This window comes from Nocardioides humi (genome assembly GCF_006494775.1).
GTDB lineage: Bacteria > Actinomycetota > Actinomycetes > Propionibacteriales > Nocardioidaceae > Nocardioides > Nocardioides humi.
In genome coordinates this window covers 4,660,098-4,678,105 of record NZ_CP041146.1, presented here as the reverse complement: position 1 = coordinate 4,678,105, position 18,008 = coordinate 4,660,098, and the positions used below count along the sequence as shown (strand labels likewise).

At 74.5% G+C, this 18,008-nt stretch carries 15 protein-coding genes; 1 reads left to right on the top strand and 14 read right to left on the bottom strand.

The features are described 5' to 3' along the window. Position 1: 1 nt before the first annotated feature. From FIV44_RS22590 to FIV44_RS22550, 10 genes are all read right to left on the bottom strand, one after another. Entirely contained in the window at positions 2 to 289 is a 288-nt protein-coding gene (locus FIV44_RS22590) for a PAAR domain-containing protein (protein ID WP_141006408.1), read from the bottom strand. Continuing rightward, positions 289 to 2,058, bottom strand: coding sequence for a VgrG-related protein (locus FIV44_RS22585; RefSeq protein ID WP_141006407.1), 1,770 nt, complete (start codon positions 2,056 to 2,058; stop codon positions 289 to 291). The genes FIV44_RS22590 and FIV44_RS22585 overlap by 1 nt, the downstream gene beginning before the upstream one ends. Further along, positions 2,045 to 2,830: a CIS tube protein gene (locus FIV44_RS22580; protein ID WP_141006406.1), complete on the bottom strand. Its 786-nt coding sequence runs from the start codon at positions 2,828 to 2,830 to the stop codon at positions 2,045 to 2,047. Before FIV44_RS22580 ends, FIV44_RS22585 begins: the two co-directional genes overlap by 14 nt. A gap of 30 nt (positions 2,831 to 2,860) precedes the next feature. Next, positions 2,861 to 3,298, bottom strand: a complete 438-nt coding sequence (locus tag FIV44_RS22575; RefSeq protein WP_141006405.1) for a phage tail protein — start codon at positions 3,296 to 3,298, stop codon at positions 2,861 to 2,863. Beyond that, positions 3,295 to 4,758 carry a hypothetical protein gene (locus tag FIV44_RS22570; RefSeq protein WP_141006404.1) on the bottom strand — a complete coding sequence of 488 codons (1,464 nt, stop codon included), beginning with the start codon at positions 4,756 to 4,758 and terminating at the stop codon, positions 3,295 to 3,297. The genes FIV44_RS22575 and FIV44_RS22570 overlap by 4 nt, the downstream gene beginning before the upstream one ends. 710 nt (positions 4,759 to 5,468) lie before the next feature. Further along, positions 5,469 to 5,627 (bottom strand): DUF6760 family protein, encoded by a 159-nt coding sequence (locus FIV44_RS34180; protein WP_344113140.1) that lies wholly within the window; start codon positions 5,625 to 5,627, stop codon positions 5,469 to 5,471. Beyond that, positions 5,624 to 6,064 (bottom strand): hypothetical protein, encoded by a 441-nt coding sequence (locus FIV44_RS22565; protein WP_141006403.1) that lies wholly within the window; start codon positions 6,062 to 6,064, stop codon positions 5,624 to 5,626. The genes FIV44_RS34180 and FIV44_RS22565 overlap by 4 nt, the downstream gene beginning before the upstream one ends. Beyond that, on the bottom strand, positions 6,064 to 6,510 hold the full coding sequence (locus tag FIV44_RS22560) for a phage tail protein (protein ID WP_141006402.1): 447 nt from the start codon (positions 6,508 to 6,510) through the stop codon (positions 6,064 to 6,066). Before FIV44_RS22560 ends, FIV44_RS22565 begins: the two co-directional genes overlap by 1 nt. A 13-nt stretch (positions 6,511 to 6,523) precedes the next feature. Continuing rightward, a complete protein-coding gene (locus tag FIV44_RS22555) occupies positions 6,524 to 8,077 on the bottom strand; it encodes a phage tail sheath family protein (protein WP_141006401.1) in 1,554 nt (517 codons plus the stop codon). A 125-nt stretch (positions 8,078 to 8,202) separates the two neighbouring features. Continuing rightward, a complete protein-coding gene (locus FIV44_RS22550) occupies positions 8,203 to 8,823 on the bottom strand; it encodes an eCIS core domain-containing protein (RefSeq protein ID WP_141006400.1) in 621 nt (206 codons plus the stop codon). 173 nt (positions 8,824 to 8,996) lie between these two features. Here FIV44_RS22550 and FIV44_RS22545 point away from each other — a divergent pair, with 173 nt between their 5' ends. Next, complete coding sequence (locus FIV44_RS22545) at positions 8,997 to 10,967, top strand: hypothetical protein (protein ID WP_141006399.1); 1,971 nt, start codon at positions 8,997 to 8,999, stop codon at positions 10,965 to 10,967. 22 nt (positions 10,968 to 10,989) lie between these two features. Here the strand turns inward: FIV44_RS22545 and FIV44_RS22540 are convergent, their stop codons facing one another. From FIV44_RS22540 to FIV44_RS22525, 4 genes are all read right to left on the bottom strand, one after another. Beyond that, a complete protein-coding gene (locus FIV44_RS22540; RefSeq protein ID WP_141006398.1) occupies positions 10,990 to 13,077 on the bottom strand; it encodes an ATP-binding protein in 2,088 nt (695 codons plus the stop codon). A 14-nt stretch (positions 13,078 to 13,091) separates the two neighbouring features. Beyond that, positions 13,092 to 13,772 (bottom strand): Pvc16 family protein, encoded by a 681-nt coding sequence (locus tag FIV44_RS22535; protein ID WP_141006397.1) that lies wholly within the window; start codon positions 13,770 to 13,772, stop codon positions 13,092 to 13,094. A 1-nt stretch (position 13,773) separates the two neighbouring features. Further along, on the bottom strand, positions 13,774 to 17,097 hold the full coding sequence (locus FIV44_RS22530; protein ID WP_141006396.1) for a DUF11 domain-containing protein: 3,324 nt from the start codon (positions 17,095 to 17,097) through the stop codon (positions 13,774 to 13,776). 116 nt (positions 17,098 to 17,213) lie between these two features. After that, complete coding sequence (locus tag FIV44_RS22525) at positions 17,214 to 17,843, bottom strand: helix-turn-helix transcriptional regulator (RefSeq protein ID WP_141006395.1); 630 nt, start codon at positions 17,841 to 17,843, stop codon at positions 17,214 to 17,216. Positions 17,844 to 18,008: the final 165 nt, after the last annotated feature.

Genomic DNA, 18,008 nt, shown 5'->3' with positions numbered 1-18,008 from the left:
CTCAGCCTCCGATCAGCACGGTCGGGCAGCCCGGCGGCAGGATCGGCGCACCGCAGCCGCTGAGGTCGCCGACCCGCGCGGCCGGCTTGCCGCCGATGAGGACGGTCGGGCAGCCCGGCGGGACGATCGGGGACGGCGGGTGCGGTCCGGCGGGCGGCGGGAACGAGCAGGTGTGCAGGTCACCGACCACGGCGGCGGGCAGGCCGCCGATCAGCACCGTCGGCGCGCCGGGACCGGTCAGCACGCCGGGGTGCCCCGTCGCGTCGCCGACCCGGGCCGCCGCGGGCATCAGTTGATCCTCACGATCGCGCCCTTGAGGGTCAGCGGCCCGGACGCCTCGACGTCGACCGTCGCGCCGCTGAGCTTGAGCCCCGCGCTGCTGGTGACCTCGACCCGGGTGCCCTTCACCCCGGCGTTGCCCTGCGCCTCGACGGCGACGTCGCCCTGGGCCCGCACGGTGGCGTTCTGCCGGGCGGTGACGTCGACCGGGCCCTCGGAGACGATCTCGATGCCCTTCGCGCTCTGCTGCAGGACCACCTTCTGCGCGCCGCCGTTGGTGGTGATCTCCAGTGACTCCGCGCCGCTGCGCTCCACGAACGCGACCTCCATCCCGGTCCGCGACACCCAGGCGCGGCGGCTGACCGCGCCGGAGCCGCCGTCGACGTGCTCGCCCCAGCCGGGCCGGGGGCGGTCCCGGCCGTTGAACACACCGCCCAGCACGTACGGGTGCCCGAGGTCGCCGGCGGCGTACGCGACCAGCACCTCGTCGCCCACCTCGGGCAGGATCGTCAGCCCGCGCTCGTCGCCGGCGCCGAGCTGCAGGGTCCGGGCCCAGCCGGACTCGTAGTCGTCGGAGAGCCACGGGACCTTGATCTTGACCCGGCCCAGGTCCTCGGGGTCCTGGACGCTGGTGACCACCGCCGGACTCACCCCGACGGTCCCGGCGTCCGGTCCGGTCGCGGCGCCGGTGGCGGCGTACAGCGACCGGTCGGAGGTGTTCGACGCGACGAACTGGGTCCGGTAGCCGACGGCGGGGCTGAACTCGTGCCGGGTCGAGGTGAGCACGTAGCGGCCCGCGAACGGGTCGCCGACACCGGCGAGCTTGATCGCCGACCCGGCGCGCAGGGCGGGGTTGCCGCGGGCCACGCCCTCGACCTCCGCGAACCCGCCGGCGACGTGGTCGGCCAGGGACGCGGCGCTGGCCCGGGCGATCTCGGTGTCGCTGAGTCGCGGGTCGCCGGAGACGTACGGCGGCGACGTGAACCGCTCCGCGACCTGGCGCGGCGAGGTGCCGCCGTCGGGCCGGGCACTGTCGGTGCGGCACTCGGCGTCGGCCACGACCGGCTGCTGCTGGGCGGGGTCCCAGCCCCGCACCTGCACGGCCGGGACCTGCCCGGAGGCGGTGATCGTGGCACGCAGCTGGACGAGGTTGACCCCCTGCTCGAGGACCAGCGGCTCGGATCGCGCGTCGGTGGAGGTGGGCGCCTCGGCGGCGGCCGGGCGTCGTACGAAGTGCAGCCGGCCGTCGCTGACGGTGAGCAGGCGGTCGTGCTGGGCCGCCAGCCGGGACAGGAAGTCCCAGTCGCTCTCCCCCGCCTGCGTCGTGTGGTCGAGCATCGCGGGCGTGGCGTCCACGACCACGGGCAGCCCGACCCGGCGGGCGACCTCGGCGACGATGTCGGACGCGGCCATGTTGACGTAGGCCTTGACCCGGGTGCCGCGGTAGAGGCGGTGCGCCAGGTCCAGGCCGCGGACGACGGTGTGCACGCCGCCCTCGCCGACCTCGGCCTCGAGCGCGGTGACCTCTCCGACCAGCAGCGGCTCGGGGCCGCCGGGTGCGGTGCTCTGGAGGCCGAGCTCCACCTGCGCGCCGATGTCGAAGCCGGCCTTCGCGAGCACCGTGCCGCCCGGGTCGGTGAAGCGCAGCACGAACAGGTCGGGCACGCGGGTGCTGTCGTCGATGCTCCCGGACACCAGCTGGGTCGCGACGTCGTCCGGCAGCGGGGTGCCGTCCACCTTGACCAGCAGGCTGTTGCTGAACTCCTCACCGTGCGGCACGGCCGAGTCCTCTCCGTCGGGTCCGCTCGCCCGTCGCGACGTCGTCGGGGGCGGGCAGCAGCAGGCGGGTCCCGGGCCGCAGTCGCGACGGGTCGTCGATCCGGTTGAGCTCGGCGATCGCCCGCCACAGCGCGGGGCGTCCGTACTCGGCGTACGCGATCGCGGGGAGGGTGTCGCCCTCGACGACGTCGTGGACCCGCTGGGGCACGAGTCCGCCCGAGGTGGGGTTCTGGCGGGCGGGCTCGCCGGACAGCTCCTCGAGGGTGACCTGGCAGCTCGCCCGGACCGGGATGCCGCCGGAGGAGAACAGCGTGTACTTGGCCTGCACCTGGCTGACGTAGGCCAGGAAGCCGGTCAGCCCGCCCCAGCGGAAGACGACCCACGGCGGGGACGGCTTCTTGCCCGTGAGGGACTGCTCGGTGGGCACGGTCAGCTCGAAGAGCCGCTCCACGGTCTTCACCACGCTGGTGTCCTGTGCGGCGGAGGCGTCGAGGAACATCTCGACGGTGAGCTTGGACGGGTCGGCGCCGGTGAACTGCGGCGGCGAGGCCGACTTGTTGCCCTTGGCCTCCTCCCGCTTCCACTTCGCCTGCTTCTGCAGCTGCAGCTCCTTGGGGTTGAACTGGAAGTCGATCTGCCCGAGCTTGGGTCCCGGCGCGGCGAGCGAGCCGTCCTTGGACGGCTCGTGCACCAGGAGGTAGGCATGCTCGAGCTTCGCGCCGGCGCTGCCGCCCCCGGCGGCCGCGTCGAACCCGACCGGACTGCTGCTCATGACCTGTCTCCCCCTTCCATCGACCCAGCCTCACCCGGCCGGCAGGAAGCCGTGGTGGGCGATCTCGAGCGTCTCGGTGAGCACCTTGGGCTGGTCGGGCGTCAGCTGCGGACCGGTCCAGCGCACGGGGACGACGTCGTGCAGCGACCACTCCGCCACGATCGCGCCGTCGGCGGTCATCGCCTGGATGACGGCGGTCTGGCGGGTGTAGCCGGTGACCACCCCGGAGATCCAGGTGGCGATGCTCTCCGTCTGCCGGCCCAGCGGACGGGTCAGCTTGACGTTGGGGAACTTCAGCCGCGAGGGCAGCTGCCACACGAAGCCGTTGTTGCCGCCCTCCTCACGGGTCTCCAGCACCACCTCGCAGCCGATGCCCTCGCAGCCCGTGAAGGCCCCGAGGTCCTGGCCGTCGATCTGCACCACGTAGCAGACGCTGACCGCGGTCTCGACGTCCTGGAGCTGGCTCACCGCTCGTCCCTCCTCGTGCCGGGGAGGCGAGTGTCGGACGGGTGACTCAGCAGGGACTCAGCGCTCCTCGTCGTGCCTCTCGCCGGGTCTCTCGCCGGGTCTCTCACTGTGCTCACCGTGCTCACCACCGGTCCGTCCGGATCCCACGGCGCTCCCGGTCGACGAGCAGCTCGCCGCGGAGCATCCGCAGGATCGGCGGGAAGATCTGGCGGGCCATCGCCTCGGCCTGCTCGGGGCTGGGAGCGCCGGACGCGGGCGCGGTGGCGCCGGTGGTCCCGCTGGTCCCGGCGGCCGGTGCTGGTCCGGGGTCGTTCCGGAGGCCGGGGTCTCCTCGGTGCCGGGGGCGGCCCGGCGTCGGACGGCGCCTCCTCGGCGGCCTGGATCGTGGGCGGGTCCGCGGCGCGCTGCACCGGACGGACGAGCGGGGCGAGCGGCGCAGGTGGGGCGGGCGGCATCGTCGCGGCCCGCTGCACGACCGGCGCGGCGGACGCCGGGAGCGCGGGGAGCGCGGAGTGGGGCGGGGCGGGCTCCGCCGGGGAGAGCCGTACGGCGACGGCCGGTGCCGCCGGTGCCGCCGGTGCCGCCGGTGCAGCGGGTGTCGCCTGCGGCGGGGTGTCGTCCGGCGGGGCCGCCTGCCGGCGGCTGGCTCGCTGGACGGACGGCTGGGCGGGCGAGTGGGCGGCGGGCCGGGTTCCGGGCGGATCGGCGGCGATCCGCTGCACGGGCACGACGGTCAGCGGCGCCGCTGCGGCGGGAGAGCCCGTGGGCCGGACCGCGAGGACCGGGCGCGGCTGCCCGGGGCCGGCGCCCGGCCCGGAGCGGTCCAGGGAGGAGTCCAGCCGCGCCATGTGCAGCGGGGCGACCGTGCCGAGCAGTGGGGGCGCGGGCGCATCGGGGACCGGTGCGGACGGCCGGGCCAGCGGCAGCTCCGCCGGAAAGTCGGGCGGGAGGTCGGGCGGGAGGTCGGGCGGGAGGTCGGGCGGGAGGTCGGGCGGGAGGTCGGGCGGGAGGTCCGGCGGGAGGTCCGGCGAGAGGTCCGGCGAGAGGTTGGGCGAGAGGTTGGGCGGCGGGGTGGTTGCGGGCGCGACCTCCGGGGCTGTCGTCGCCCGGCGCTGCAGCGGCAGGCTGCTGGGCCGGGACGGCACCACCACCTCGGTGAACCCGTCGGCGCCGGGGCGCTCCCGCGCCGGGGCCGGCGGCATACCCACGGCGCTGGCCGGTACCCCCGGCAGCGGCGGTCCCAGGCCGATCCGTGGCCGGCCGGCGCCGGGCGCTGCGACGGGCGCTGCGGCGGGCGCTGCGACGGCGCGCTGGACCGGCATCGGGACCGGCACCGGGTCGGACGCCGTGGTCGAGAGGGTGGTCGAGAGGGTGGTCGAGAGGGCGGCGGAGGGGGCGGCCGACGAGGCCAGTGTCGCGGTCTCCGTGGGCTCCTCGCCCGGCGGGGACTCGGCAGGCACCTCGGGTGGGGGCGCGCCCGGGCCGAGGGTCGGCGTGGGCGGCGGGTGGGCGGCGGGGTGGGCGGCGGTGCCGCCGAGCGCTCGGGGGCGACGGCGGCGCGCTGCACCAGCGGCAGCGCCGCCGTGCCGGCGGTGGTGAGCGGGCGGGGTCCGGGCGCGGCCGGCAGCGGCGCGGGGCCGAGGACCCGCAGCGGCACGACCTCCACGGCCACCGACCGCTCGACGCCGGGCTCCCGGGCCGGCTCGGCCTCCACCGGCTCCGGCGGCACCACGGCCAGCCCCGACAGCCCCGACAGCACCGGCGGCACCGACAGCACCGGCGGCTCCTCCTCCGTCGCCGCGCGCTGCACGGAGCGCTGGGCCACCGGCCGGGCGGAGGGTCGCCGCGGCGGCAGGGGCAGCTCGGGGAACGGGCGGGTGTCGAGGAAGGGCGTGCCGAGGCCGGCGCCGTCGGCATCGATCAGCCCGCCGGGCGCGGTGTCGGTGACGGCGTGGGTCATCGCCCCGGTGAAGCCCGGGGAGGACCAGCTGCCCGGCGCGAAGTCGCGGCTCAGGGTCGGCATCGCGGTGGCGACCTGGCGTTGGATCGGCGGCAGGAAGGCCCACCCCATCGGGGCGGGCGCCGGCGGGGAGGCGGGAGCCGCCGCGCCGGCGGCCGGCGGCGACGCGGCGCCGGGCCCGCGGCGCCAGGGCCAGGACCAGCCCATGGGTCAGCGCTCCTCGTTCAGCCGGTCGTTGATCGCGCCGATCTCGTGGACGAAGCGCAGCCGCTGTCCGTGCTCCAGGTCGAGGATCGCGTCCGGCGGCCAGTGGAAGTGGTAGGCGACGTACGAGACCTCGGCGTAGATGCGGTCGGCCCCGTACGTCACGATTCCCCCAGGCGCCCACCTGCGAGGTCGACCGCGAACCGGTGGTCGCAGGACGGGCACGTCACGGCCGCGCGGGTGTGACCCTCGGCGTTGATCCGCCGGTAGAAGTCCTGCAGGAACGCCACGTCGCTGGCGAACATGCTCTCCACGACCTGGGCGTTGACGACGGGCACCGAGCCGAGCCGGGTGATCACCCGGCCGAGCAGGACGACGGTCGTGAACGCGGCGTTCTCCTGCACCCGGGCGTCGTAGAGCGGCAGCAGCTCGTCGCGGGCGGTCGCCAGCCGCATCGTGCCCTGGCGGTGGGTGACGCCCTCCGCGTCGACGTACCCCCGGGGCAGCTCGAACTCGAACTCCGTGCGCAGCACCGGTTCGTGCGTACGTCGCGCGGCCGCCGCCTCCCCTTCGGGGTCGGCGAGTGCGGGGCCGCGCTGCATCAGGACACCGTCACTTCGTCGAAGCAGACCGTGAACTTCTCGGTCGCCTGCTCGGCGGCACCGGCCTTGAGCTCGTTGACCTCGACGCTGCGCACCCAGCAGTTGGTGAAGCTGTAGGTCTTGATCGGCGAGCCCTGGTAGTCGGTCACCACGACGGACGCGGTCTTGCGGGAGCCGGCGACGTCGCCCTCGGACACGGTCTTGAGCCAGTCCGTGACGGTCTTGGAGTCCGTCAGGCCGCGGGTGACGGTGAACTCGCCCGGCTTGGCCCGGCCGATGAGCTGGCGGACGACGTACTTGCCGTCGCTGGTCTGCTGCTTGAGCTCGATCTTGTCGACCTCCTGCTTGAGGCCGCTGACCTGGTTGACCTTGGGGATCTGGATCCCGTCGATGGTGACGATGAAGCCGTTGGCGGCCGCACTGTCGAGGCTGTCTGCGAGGGCCATGCTGGTTTCCTACCTACTCTGCTACGAGGCTGGTGCCACCGGAGAACTGGGACAGCTGGAAGACGACGAACTCCGCCGGCTTCACGGGCGCGACGCCGATCTGGCAGACCACCTGGCCGGCGTCGATGCCCTCCGCGGGGTTGGTCTCGTCGTCGCACTTGACGAAGAAGGCCTCGTCCGGCGTGGTGCCGAACAGGGCGCCCTTGCGCCACTCGTTGACGAGGAAGGCGCTGATCGTGCGCCGGATCCGGGCCCAGAGCTGGTGGTCGTTCGGCTCGAACACCACCCACTGCGTCCCCATCAGGATCGACTCCTCGAGGTAGTTGAAGAGCCTGCGGACGTTGAGGTAGCGCCATTCGGCGTCGCTGGACAGGGTCCGTGCGCCCCAGACCCGGACGCCGCGGCCCGGGAAGGAGCGGACGCAGTTGATGCCCACCGGGTTGAGCAGGTCGTGCTCGGCCTTGGTGATCGTGGTCTGCAGTCGCAGCGCACCGCGGACGACCTCGTTGGCGGGCGCCTTGTGCACGCCGCGGCTGTCGTCGTTGCGGGCCCAGATGCCGGCCATGTGCCCCGACGGCGGGATGAACCGGTTGGACCCGGCCGTGGGGTCGAAGACCTCGACCCACGGCCAGTACATGGTGGCGAACTTGGAGTCGAAGCCGGCCTGGTTGACCCGCCAGTCGTGGACGCCCTGGGCGTTGAGCCCCGGCGGCGTGTCGAGGATGGCGACCCGGTCGCCCATCAGCTCGCAGTGGGCGATCATGCCGAGCTGCACGGCCTTGAAGGTGTCGAGGTCGATCGCGCCCTGCTCGAGCGCGGCCGCCAGGTCCGGGGCGGCGACCATGGTGATCTCGTCGACCGCCTCCAGCCCGCCGAACCCGGTCCGCTGGGCGACGTCCCCGATGTAGTCGGACCCACCGAGGTTCTCCGTCGTCGGCGGCACCGGCTCGGGCTCGGGCGCGACCAGCTCGAGGCTGCCCTGCCCGATCGGCGTCAGCGCGCTGCCCTGGGAGGTCTCGGTGAGGTTGATGACCTTCGAGGCCGTGTTGACCTTGGTCGCGACGTTGTTGTCCGCGCCCTTGGTGGTGACGTTGTCGTAGGTCTCGGTCGGCTTGCCGTCGAGCTTGACCACGAGCTTGAACTCGTCGTCGGGCGGGCTGTCGCCGCCCGCGGGCTCGACCGACAGCTCGATCCGCTTCTCGGCCTGCGCGCCCTTGGCGATCGCGGTGACCTGGTAGCCGCCGAGCTCGGCCTGCTTGGGCGGGGTGATCGCCTTCGGCGCGGTCCCGTTGCCCTTCGAGCTGTTCGGCGCGATCCGTACGACGAAGCAGTTGCCGCCGCCGTTGAGGAACCAGCCGTAGACGGAGTGGGCGAGGTACGAGCTCTCGACGAACTCACCGAACGCGTCGGTGAATTGCGACCAGTTGGACACGAGGACCGGCTCGTTGACCGGCCCCTTGGCGGCCAGACCCACGAAGGCGGCGACCGATGTCCCCACACCCTCGATGGGCCGGGTGCCCGCCGGCATCTCCTCGACGTAGACGCCGGGAGAGAGGTAGTTCGGCATGCTGCCTCCTGAGCAGTTGGACTGCTCCCAGCCTCGTCACCTCGCTGTGGTGGCGACAGGTCTGCGAGGTCGCCCCCGGAGGAAGTCTCCGGTGCCCGATCGTGCAGGGACGGGCAGGAGCGCGGTCAGTCCGGGAGCTCCTCTTCTTCTTCGGCCGCCTCCCGCTGCACCGGCGCCGGGGCGCCCATCACGGCCTCGGCGTTCGCGGACGCCTCCCGCTCGAACCGGTCGGACGGGTCGCTGACCGAGACCCCGCCGCCGACCGGCGTTCCCTCGACCGGCCCGTTGCGCTGCTGGACGACGTGGGTGAGCTCGTGCGCGAGCAGGGTCCTGCCCGCCGTGGAGGACGGATCGTAGGCGCCGCGCTGGAAGACGATGTCCGAGCCGACCGTGTACGCATGCGCGCTGACCGAGCGGGCCGAGCTGTCCGCCGCGGCGTCGGTGTGGACCCGGACGTCGGAGAAGTCCTGGCCCATCCGCGCCTCCATGTCCGCGCGCACCTCGGTGTCGAGCGCGCTGCCTCCGCCGCCGACCACCTCCTGGACCGGTGGGGCGTCGTCCTCCATCAGCTGCGCGGTGGCCGCGTTGCCGGCCGTCCGCTGGAGACCGATCACGCCGCGTGGGCCGGCGACGTCGAGCCGTCCGGCCGCGGCGGCCTTGGCCAGCAGCGGATCGGGCTCGGGCTGTCGGGTACGGGCGGATGCGTCGAGCTCGGGTTCGGCGTCGGCATGGGCGTGGTCCATCATGACGACCTCCCTGGGTGTGGTCCTGCCACCCTGCCGGGCGCCCGGGGCACCTGCCAGAGCCCGCAGCGCACCCGCACGGACCGATCGTCTGCCCGATCGGGCAGAGCTCACTGCTCGCCCGTCCGCATGAGCACCCTAGGCGGCCGGGCCGGCCTGCCCGCACCGTGGGGACCATGACCAGGCGCCGCCATGCACCGGAGGACGACCTGCAGGCCGACCCGCCCCTGCAGGCCATCCCGCTGACCACGCGCGGGCACGCGCACACACCGGACAATCTGCACGGGCTCGGTGCCCTCGCGGGCAACCGGGCCATCTCCACGCTGCTGGGCGGGCGGGCCGCAGGCCCCGTCCTGCAGCGTGCCGGGGAGGTCGACTCCATCGCCAACGAGGGCGCGATGGAGCTGTCCAAGACGAACTGGCCCACCAAGGTGGAGCTCCAGATCGGCAACGACCGCGACATGTCGATCGCCGAGTCGCTGCTCAGGCAACTGCGCGAGGACCAGCCGAAGATCGTCAAGGGCGTGGCGGCCGCCTCCATCCACCAGGACTTCAGCGTGTCCAACCTCGGCAACCGGCTGGTGGGCCGGGACAACCCCCTGGCGATGGCGATCCCCATGGAGGCGGTCGGCATCAACGCGTCGCTGATCACGGATCTCGAGCTGTACCTCGCCCATGCGGGTCCCCAGAACACCGCGCTGTCCAACTTCAAGGGCCACTACTCGAGCCTGATGTTCCAGGAGGCCCGCCTGGAGGCCGTGGCGCAGCAGTTCGCCGGCACGAGCCTGAAGGACGTGACCGACGAGGCGGGAACGGCCGGGGTGGTCGAGAACGCCGTGGGCGCGAGCGGGAACGCGACGGAGGACCTGCGCCAGACCTACGAGCAGCTCCAGTCCGACCCCCGCGTCGCGGACGCGCAGCGGGCGCTGCAGGCCGCGACCGGCAAGTACGAGGCCCTGGCGCCGGCGCTGGCCGGCGCGTCGGCGAGCCGGACGAAGACGGCCACCACGCGCAACACGGCGGCGGTCACCACCCGCAACACCAAGACGGCCGTCGAGGCGATGCAGGCCAAGGCCAAGTTCGAGGCGGCGAAGAAGAAGCTCGACGAGGTCGACAAGGCGGCCGAGGCCCTCGCCGGGATCGGCGGGGCGGGCTCCGAGGCGGCGGTCAAGGCGCTGGGCGGGCCGGAGGCGGCCGCCGGGGTGATCGGAGGCCTGACCGAGCTGGGCCTCGGAAAGGGCGGGGATCCCCTGAAGGACCTGTCCAGCGATCAGCTGAAGCTGCTCGGCGTCGGCGCCAAGGGCGTCAAGGCCGCCATCACCGGCGCCGGGAAGGGAGGCCCCCACGGCGCGGTCGTCGAGGTGGTCAAGACGCTGGTCGTCGAGCCGGCCAAGGAGGCCGGCAAGGACATCCTCGCGAAGATGAACGCCGCCTACGGCTACGTCGACGAGGCCACCCAGGCCGAGCAGGACGCCAAGGCCCAGGGAGCGGTCCAGGAGGCGGGCACGCTGGACGCGTACAAGGCCGCTCTGAACACCGAGCGGAACGCGACGACCGCCTACGTCGACGCGAACAACAACTACTGCGAGCAGCTGCTGTCGGTCGCCGGGACGAAGGCGGCCGCCACCGAGGCCTTCACGATGCTGTCCGACGCGATCATGGCGGCGGCCGCCGCTCGCGGCAAGGGCGGGCAGGGGAAGGCGCTCACCGAGATGCTCTCGTTCCTGCGCGAGGTGGAGGCGTTCGTCGTCCAGGCGAACCTGGTGATCGAGACCGGCGAGCGCGAGCTCACCGAGCACCCGGAGCAGGCGGCGGCGTCGGGCGAGGAGGATCCGAGCGGGATGACCGCCGAGCGGAAGGCGCTGCAGAAGTGGGACGGCCGCTACCACTACGTCGTGCACGAGTTCCAGGCCACCAACTACAAGGGCGAGCGGCAGACCCACTACGGCGCCCAGCAGGTCTGGTTCTCCATCCGCTCCTTCGACATGGGCATGACCGAGGCCGAGGCGAGCGGGATCGGCTCGGTCGACCGCGGTCCCAACTCGGTCCGCTCGGTCGTGCCCGACATCCTCACCAAGGTCCGCGTCCAGCGGGCCCGCGCGGAGTCACTGCGGGCCCAGATCATGACCCGGGTGTTCGGCGGCTGAGCCGCTCGCGCGATCGGCGCAGCTAGGGCGCCTCCTGCACCAGCGACCAGTAAGGCCCGAACTCCGACTCCAGGCAGAGCCGGCCGAGCTTGCGGTACTCGCGGTGCACGGCGCCGATGACGTGCGCCATGGCGATCACACCGGCGTCCGCGGCGGCGAGGTAGGCGGCGGTGACCGATGCGGCGCGGATCGAGCCGCCGGCGAGCTCGAAGGCGCGGGCCAGGAACTCGAGGTCGAGGTCGGGGTCGCGGCGTACGGCGCGGCCCAGGCAGGCGTCCCACAGCGCCCGGCGGCCGGCCTCGTCGGGGAGCGGGAAGTCGACGGCGATGTCGAGGCGGCGGGTGAAGGCGTCGTCGATATTGGCCCGGAGGTTGGTGGCGAGGATGATCAGGCCGTCGAAGGACTCCATCCGCTGCAGCAGGTAGGCGCTCTCGACGTTCGCGTAGCGGTCGTGGGCGTCCTTGACCTCCGAGCGCTTGCCGAAGACGGCGTCGGCCTCGTCGAAGAGGAGGACGGCGTTGACGCCGGCCGCCGCGGTGAAGATCCGCTCGAGGTTCTTCTCGGTCTCCCCGACGTACTTGTCGACGACGGTGGCCAGGTCGACGACGTACAGCTCCAGCCCGAGGTCGTGGGCGATCACCTCGGTGGCCATGGTCTTGCCGGTGCCGGAGTCGCCGGCGAAGAGGGCGGCGACGCCGATCCCCCGCCCGCCGCCGGGACGCATCCGCCACTCGCCGAGGACCCGCTCGCGGTGGCGGGCGCGCAGCGCCACCTCCTCCAGCGAGCGCAGCACCGGCGGCGGTACGACGAGGTCGGCCCAGGTGACGGCCGGGTCCACCCGGCGCGCGAGCCGGTCGAGGGCGGCGCCGTTCTCCGAGCGGGCGCCACGGATGACATGGGTCGCGGTCAGGCGTCCGCCGTCGGCGGCGGCCTGGAGGCGCGCGGAGCGGGCGGCGCGCAGGACGTCCTCGGGACGCAGCCGGAACTGGTCGGCGGCCGCGAGGACGTCGCCGCCGACGCCCCCGCCGAGCGCGAACCGCCACATCTCCCGGCGCTCGGCGGTCGTGCTCTCGGGGACCCGCAGCTGCAGCACCGGCTGGGGTGCGCACGCGGGGTCCCAGGGCCGGTCGCCCACCACGACGAGGGGGCGGGGCTCGGCGGCGAGGTGGCGCAGGACCTGCGGGTGGTCGGGCAGCACGGCGGCCGGGCCGACGACCAGCCCGGCGCCGGAGAGCCGGGCCTCCCGGGCGGCCACCCGGGCGAGCCGCCCGGGGTCCGGCTGCCGCGCCAGCATCCTCAGGTCGAGGTGGAGCGCCCGGTGGCCGGTCAGCCGCAGCGCCTCGGCCGCCAGCGCCCGGCCGGACCCGGTGGGCGGCTCGCGCAGGTAGACGAGGACGGCGTCCGCCTCCAGCGCCCGGGTCAGCGGCGCGGGGTCGCCCCAGGGCACGTCGGTCCCGTCCATCAGCACGGGCGCGAGCGCGGCGTCGACCGCGTCGTCGCCGAGGAGATGGGCGACCACCCGGTCCGGCACCCGCACCGCGCGACCGCCGAAGGGCCGGTCCGGGTCCTCCAGCTCCACCAGGGAGCCCGTCACGAGCGGGCCGTGGAGCAGCCGGGCATGGCCCTCGGGCGTCCCCAGGGGCACGCCCGCGAGCTCCAGCGCCAGCGCCGCCGACGGGCGACGGCGGCTGACGTCGTCGTTGAGGTAGCCGAAGAGGCCCTCGAACCGCGGGTCGACGTCGGCGGCCATCGCGACGAGCAGCAGCTCGACGTCCACCTCGTCCAGGCCGAAGACCGCGGCCAGGTCGCGCAGCCGCAGCGCCACCCCGGCCTCCTCGGCGGCGTCGGCCGCGGCCTCGACGGCGGCCGCCCGCTCCGAGTCCTGGTCGGGCAGTCCGGGGCGCGAGCCCGCCAGGAGCCGGTCGACGGCGGCGTCGTCGAGGTAGAGCCCGCGGAACGGGTCGTCCGGCGCCGGGTCCCCGGCCCGGCGCAGTCGCACCAGCGCACGCACCCGCTCCTCGACGACCGCGAGCCGGCCGAGGACGTGCGCGACGCTCTGGCGCGGCGTCGACCGGGACGTCGACCGGGACGTCGACCGGGGTGGGGACATCGGGGCCTCGGCGCTCATCGGCCGCGGACCCGGGGCCGGCCCTGGGCGGTGAGCCGCCTCGCGGCCTCGGCGGTGGGAGGCGGCGGCACGTGCCGCTGTCGCTGCGTGTCGGCGCCCCCGCCGACCAGGTCGGTCGCGTCGACGACGATGCCCTCCTGCACCGGCGGTCCGGCCGGGAAGGCCCGGCCGGTCCAGGTCGGGGCCAGGACGACCAGGTCCAGGGAGGGCTTGAGCTCCCCGCCCAGCGCCGACCACACGTCGGCGAAGGCCCGGTCCTCCGGCGGCGGCAGGCCCACCGTGACCCGGACCGACTCCCCGGGCTCGGCGAGCGGGCCGACGACGAGCTCGTCGGGCAGCGCGTCGTACCTCAGGAAGGTCGCGAGCAGCGTGTCGAGCAGACGGTGCTCGTCCTCGGGGCGCTGGGTCCACGCGGTGACCAGGTAGCTGAGCTTGAAGAAGCGGGGAGCCGGCTTGCGCACGGTGACCGCGCCGGAGTCGGGATCGCGCTCCTCGAGGTAGCCGGCGGGCCGACGCTTGAGGTCCTCGCGGATGTCGTACAGGTAGAGGTTGACCGTGGGCGTGTTGCGGCGGGCGGCCCAGTCCTTGGTGGGCGCGTCGAGCACCACGTCGATGTCGGGGCCGATGGCGCCGCCGCGCACGATCGACCGGACGGCCTCGTCGACCTCGGAGATCATCTCAGCCCCGTCCGACGAGGTCGGGCGGCGCGAACGAGCGGAGTACGACGAGCAGCCCGCCCTCGACGGGGGTGAACTCGTCGGTCTCGCTGGTGGCCGTCAGCAGCCGCTCCCCCAGCTGGTCGCGCCGGACGATGAACACCGGCAGCCGGACGGTGCCGTCGGCGGCGACGGTCAGCGAGCCCTGGTCCAACGCGATCCCCGCGCTCCAGGCGAGCGTCACCTTGGTGCCGGGCGGCAGCCGCTCGCCGTACACGAGGACGGCCTGGCCGGGACGGGCGACCGCCGGGACCACCCGCACCGTCGGCTGCAGCACCGGCAGCTCCACCCTGGCGCGGTTGTTGGCGAGGTTCGGGTCGCGGGTCGTGGAGGTGACCTCGGCACGGATCCTGCCGGTGTCCTCGGTCGGCGTCCCGACCGTCACCCGGAACCGCAGGTCCGTCCCCGGTGCCAGGTCGCCGAGCAGACACAGCGTGCCGGTGACGACGCAGAGCGGGGTCGGGGTCTCGCCGGGCTCCACGGCAGGGACGGTGGGCTCGACGTGGCCGGGCCAGGTGACCGTGAGCCGGACGCCCTCGGCGGTGTGGGCGGCCAGGTTGAGCACCCGGACCACCGCCGTCCGGTGCCCGCCGACGTAGCCGGTGGCGGCGTCGAGGACGATCTGGACCTGCAGGTCGGGGGTGGCGCCGACGGCGTACGGCGCCCGGGCGGTGTTGTTCGACAGGTCCGGGTCCACCGACACGCTCGCGACGGTCGCGGTGACCACGCCGGCGGTCACCGGGTCGGGATGCCGGAAGCCGACCACGTAGGTGCGCACCTCGCCCGGCGCCAGCTCGGCGAAGGCGCATCCGGAGCCGTCGGCCGCACAGCCGCTCGGCGGGCTCGTCGCCGTCGCCGTCGCGCCGGCGGAGAGGGTCGTGGCCAGGGTGACCGCGCGGGCGACGGCGGGCCCGTGGTTGGTCACGGTGACCGTGGCGGTCAGCGGCGCGCCGGTCTCGCCGGGCGTCCCGGCGACGGTGACGGCGACGCCGACGTCCGCCGCGCCGTAGGGAGGGTTGTACGCCGGCTCGGTGTCGGGTCCGCGGCTGTCGGTGACCTGGCGCCACGCGTCTCCCTCGGGCGTGATGGCGTAGATCGTGCGGTGGTCCGGCTGGCCGACCGGCTGGCCAGCGAAGGCGATCTCGCTGCCGTCGGGCGACCAGGCGGGATCCTCGGCGGACTCCAGCTCGTAGCGGCTCGGCGTGGGTGCGCCGTCGTCGAAGCCGGTGACGACGTGGAAGTCCTCGGGGACCCAGGTCGGGTCGTCGCCGGCCAGGTCGGGACCCGCGGGATCGAGCCGCAGGGTGCGGAGGCTGCCGCGGTCGACGTAGGCGATGGTCCGGCCGTCCGGCGACCACGCGGGCGAGCGGCCGTCGACCCAGCAGCCGTCGAAGCAGGTGTCGAGCGCGACGCCGTCCCCGCCGGGGTCGAGCGGATCGAGGATCCACAGGATCGGCGCCGCCGGATCGAGCGGGCCGCCCTGGCGGCGGGCGCCGTCGAGCGGCTGGTCGTCGAACCAGCTGGCCGACCGGCCGACCATGATCCAGCGGCCGTCCGGGGACCAGGTGGGGTGCCGGTCGATGCTCTCCTCGCCGCTGACCCGGACCAGGGCGCCGGTGGCGACGTCGAGGACCCAGACCTTGGCCGCGCTGCCGCCGCCGGCGCGGACGAACGCGATCCGCCGCCCGTCCGGGGACCACACGGGGCTGCTCACCGTGGTGGCGTCCTGGGCGGGCAGGAGCACGTCGGCGCCCGTGCCGTCGGCGGCGGCGACCATCAGCTCCCGGCTCCCGCGCACGTACACGAGCCGCTGCCCGTCGGGCGAGTACGACGGACTCGACTCGTCGTACGGCACGCCGTCGTCGCGGTACTCGTCGACCAGGACCCTGCGGTCGGCGCCGTCGAGGGCCAGCACGTCGCTGACCTCGCCGCCGCGCAGGCCGTAGGACTCCACGGGATTGGGCACGTAGAGACCCTCGCCGCGGACCGTGACCACGACCGCGCGGCGCGGATCGTCCTCGGTGGCGAACGGGTCGGTCCAGGCGGCGTGGCTCTCGGCCACGCCAGGGGCGCCGGCGACCACCTGGATGTCGTCGGGCGAGCCGACCCGGGGTCCGTCGGGGAGGTCCGCGTCGGCGAGATCGGCCACCCAGACGTCGCCGTACGGGTCCGTCATCGTGGTGGTGAACGCGATCGCGTCGGCGTCCACCCGCGACGACCAGGCGGGCTCGCTGCCCTGCGGCCGGACGATCCCGGCGTCCGCGGCGAACAGGTCGCGCACCGGGCCCACCACGCCGCCCGGGGCGATGCCGACGACGGCGATCGACCCGTCCTCCCGGAACCGGGTGGTGGTGAAGGCGACCCAGTTCATCTCGTCGTCGGCGACCACCATCGCGGCCGGCTGCGTCTCGGCGACGTCGGGCGTCGGGTCGAGCAGGACCGGGTCGCCGACGTCGACGGTGGTCGAGCCGTCGTCCGGGTCGCGCTGCCACTCCGCCGCCACCATGGCCAGGTCCGGCAGCTCACCGGGCTCGGCGCTGCTGAAGACCAGGTCGCCGTCCGCCAGCCAGGTCGGCCACTGCTCGTCCCGGTCGGGGGTCTGGGTGATGTTGATCGTCCGCCAGGTCGCCGCACAGGTCGTCGGGGCCGCGGCCGCGACCGGGCCGCTCGCCCAGCCGGGGGCCGGCCGGTTGACGCCGCCGCCCGACGAGACCGGAGGGGAGACGGCGACGTAGATGTCCCAGCTGCCCTCGGCGTCGGAGGCGAAGGCCACCGCGGAGGCGGTGTAGGTGCCCGTGTCGCTCACCAGCGCCAGCACCTTGCTGACCGGGTGGGTCTCGACCGCCGAGTCGCCGGGCGTGTCGCAGGTGACCCGCTGCGGCGGGCCTGTGGCGGCGTGGATGTAGACGTCGCCGTCCGCGGACTCGCGGGTGCTGACGTAGGTGGTCCCGAGGCCGCCGACCGAGGCCTCGCCCTCGTGCGCCACGGTCGAGAACGGCGGCGGCGGGCAGGGCGAGCAGCCGTCGCTGGTGCCGCCGGGCTGGTCGAAGGACACCTCGTCGAGCGCGTCGCGCTCGTCGGTGAAGCCGATGCGTACGTCGGGCTCCGGCGCGGCCAGCGCGGCCAGCGCGGCCGGCGCGGCGGCGGGAGCGGCGGATGCGCTCGGCGGGGCGATGGGCGCGGCGGGCGCCGCGCCCGGCACGAGCGCGGGGAGCAGGACGAGCTGGGCGAGCGCGACCGCGAGCACCAGCGCCGGTGCGCGTCTCCTGGCCTGGATCAAGGCCACCTCCTCGTCGTACTGACTCGATCCTCACCGCGTGCCGGAGCGGACCGGGGCGGCGCAGGGGTCACCGATCGGGCAGCGGGTCCCGACCGATCGGGCAGGCGCACGGCTCAGCCGGCTCAGATGAAGCCCTGCCGCAGCGCGTAGGCCACGGCGTGGGAGCGGTTGCGCAGCTGCAGCCGCGTGGTGACGTCGTGCAGGACGTTCTTCACGGTCCGCTCCGAGTAGGCGAGCTGGGAGGCGATCTCGGTGGTGTCGCATCCGTCGGCGACCAGCCGGAGCACCTCGATCTCGCGGGCGGCCAGGCCGTTGAACGCGATCCCGCGCGGGCCGAGCACGCCGCGCTGCAGCGCGCCGACCTGGTCGAGCAGCCGGCCGAGCAGGTCGGGCGGGACGGTCCCCTCGTTGCGGTCGGCGGACAGGATCGCGGCGACCAGGCGGTCGGCGCTGGCCTCGGGCCGGCGCAGCACGCCGACCACCCCGGCCTCGACGACATTGACCAGGTCGGCGTTGTCGAGGTCGCCGACGACCAGCACGGTCCCGCACGGGACGTCGTCGCGGCGCAGGCGGCGCAGCAGCCGCACGGTCTCGTCGTCGACCCGGTCCGCCACGACGACGGCGACGGCGACCGGCTCGGGGTCCTCGGGCGGGACGATGCGGACTTCGGGACGGGGGCGGAGGTGGCTGACCACCCCGGCCCGCAGAATGGGGTCGACGGCATGGACCTGGACCCTGACGTGGCGGCTCATCGATCACTCCTGGGGGCTGGTTCGAAGGCCGCGGGAGCAGCGACCGGGGCCAGCCCATCAGGGCGCACTCTCCGGGCACTCAACGCCGACTCAACGGGCAGGGCCGGTTGCCCGGAAGTCCACCCGTCCGCCCTCGGGACGGGCGCGTCGCGGCCCTAGCGTCGC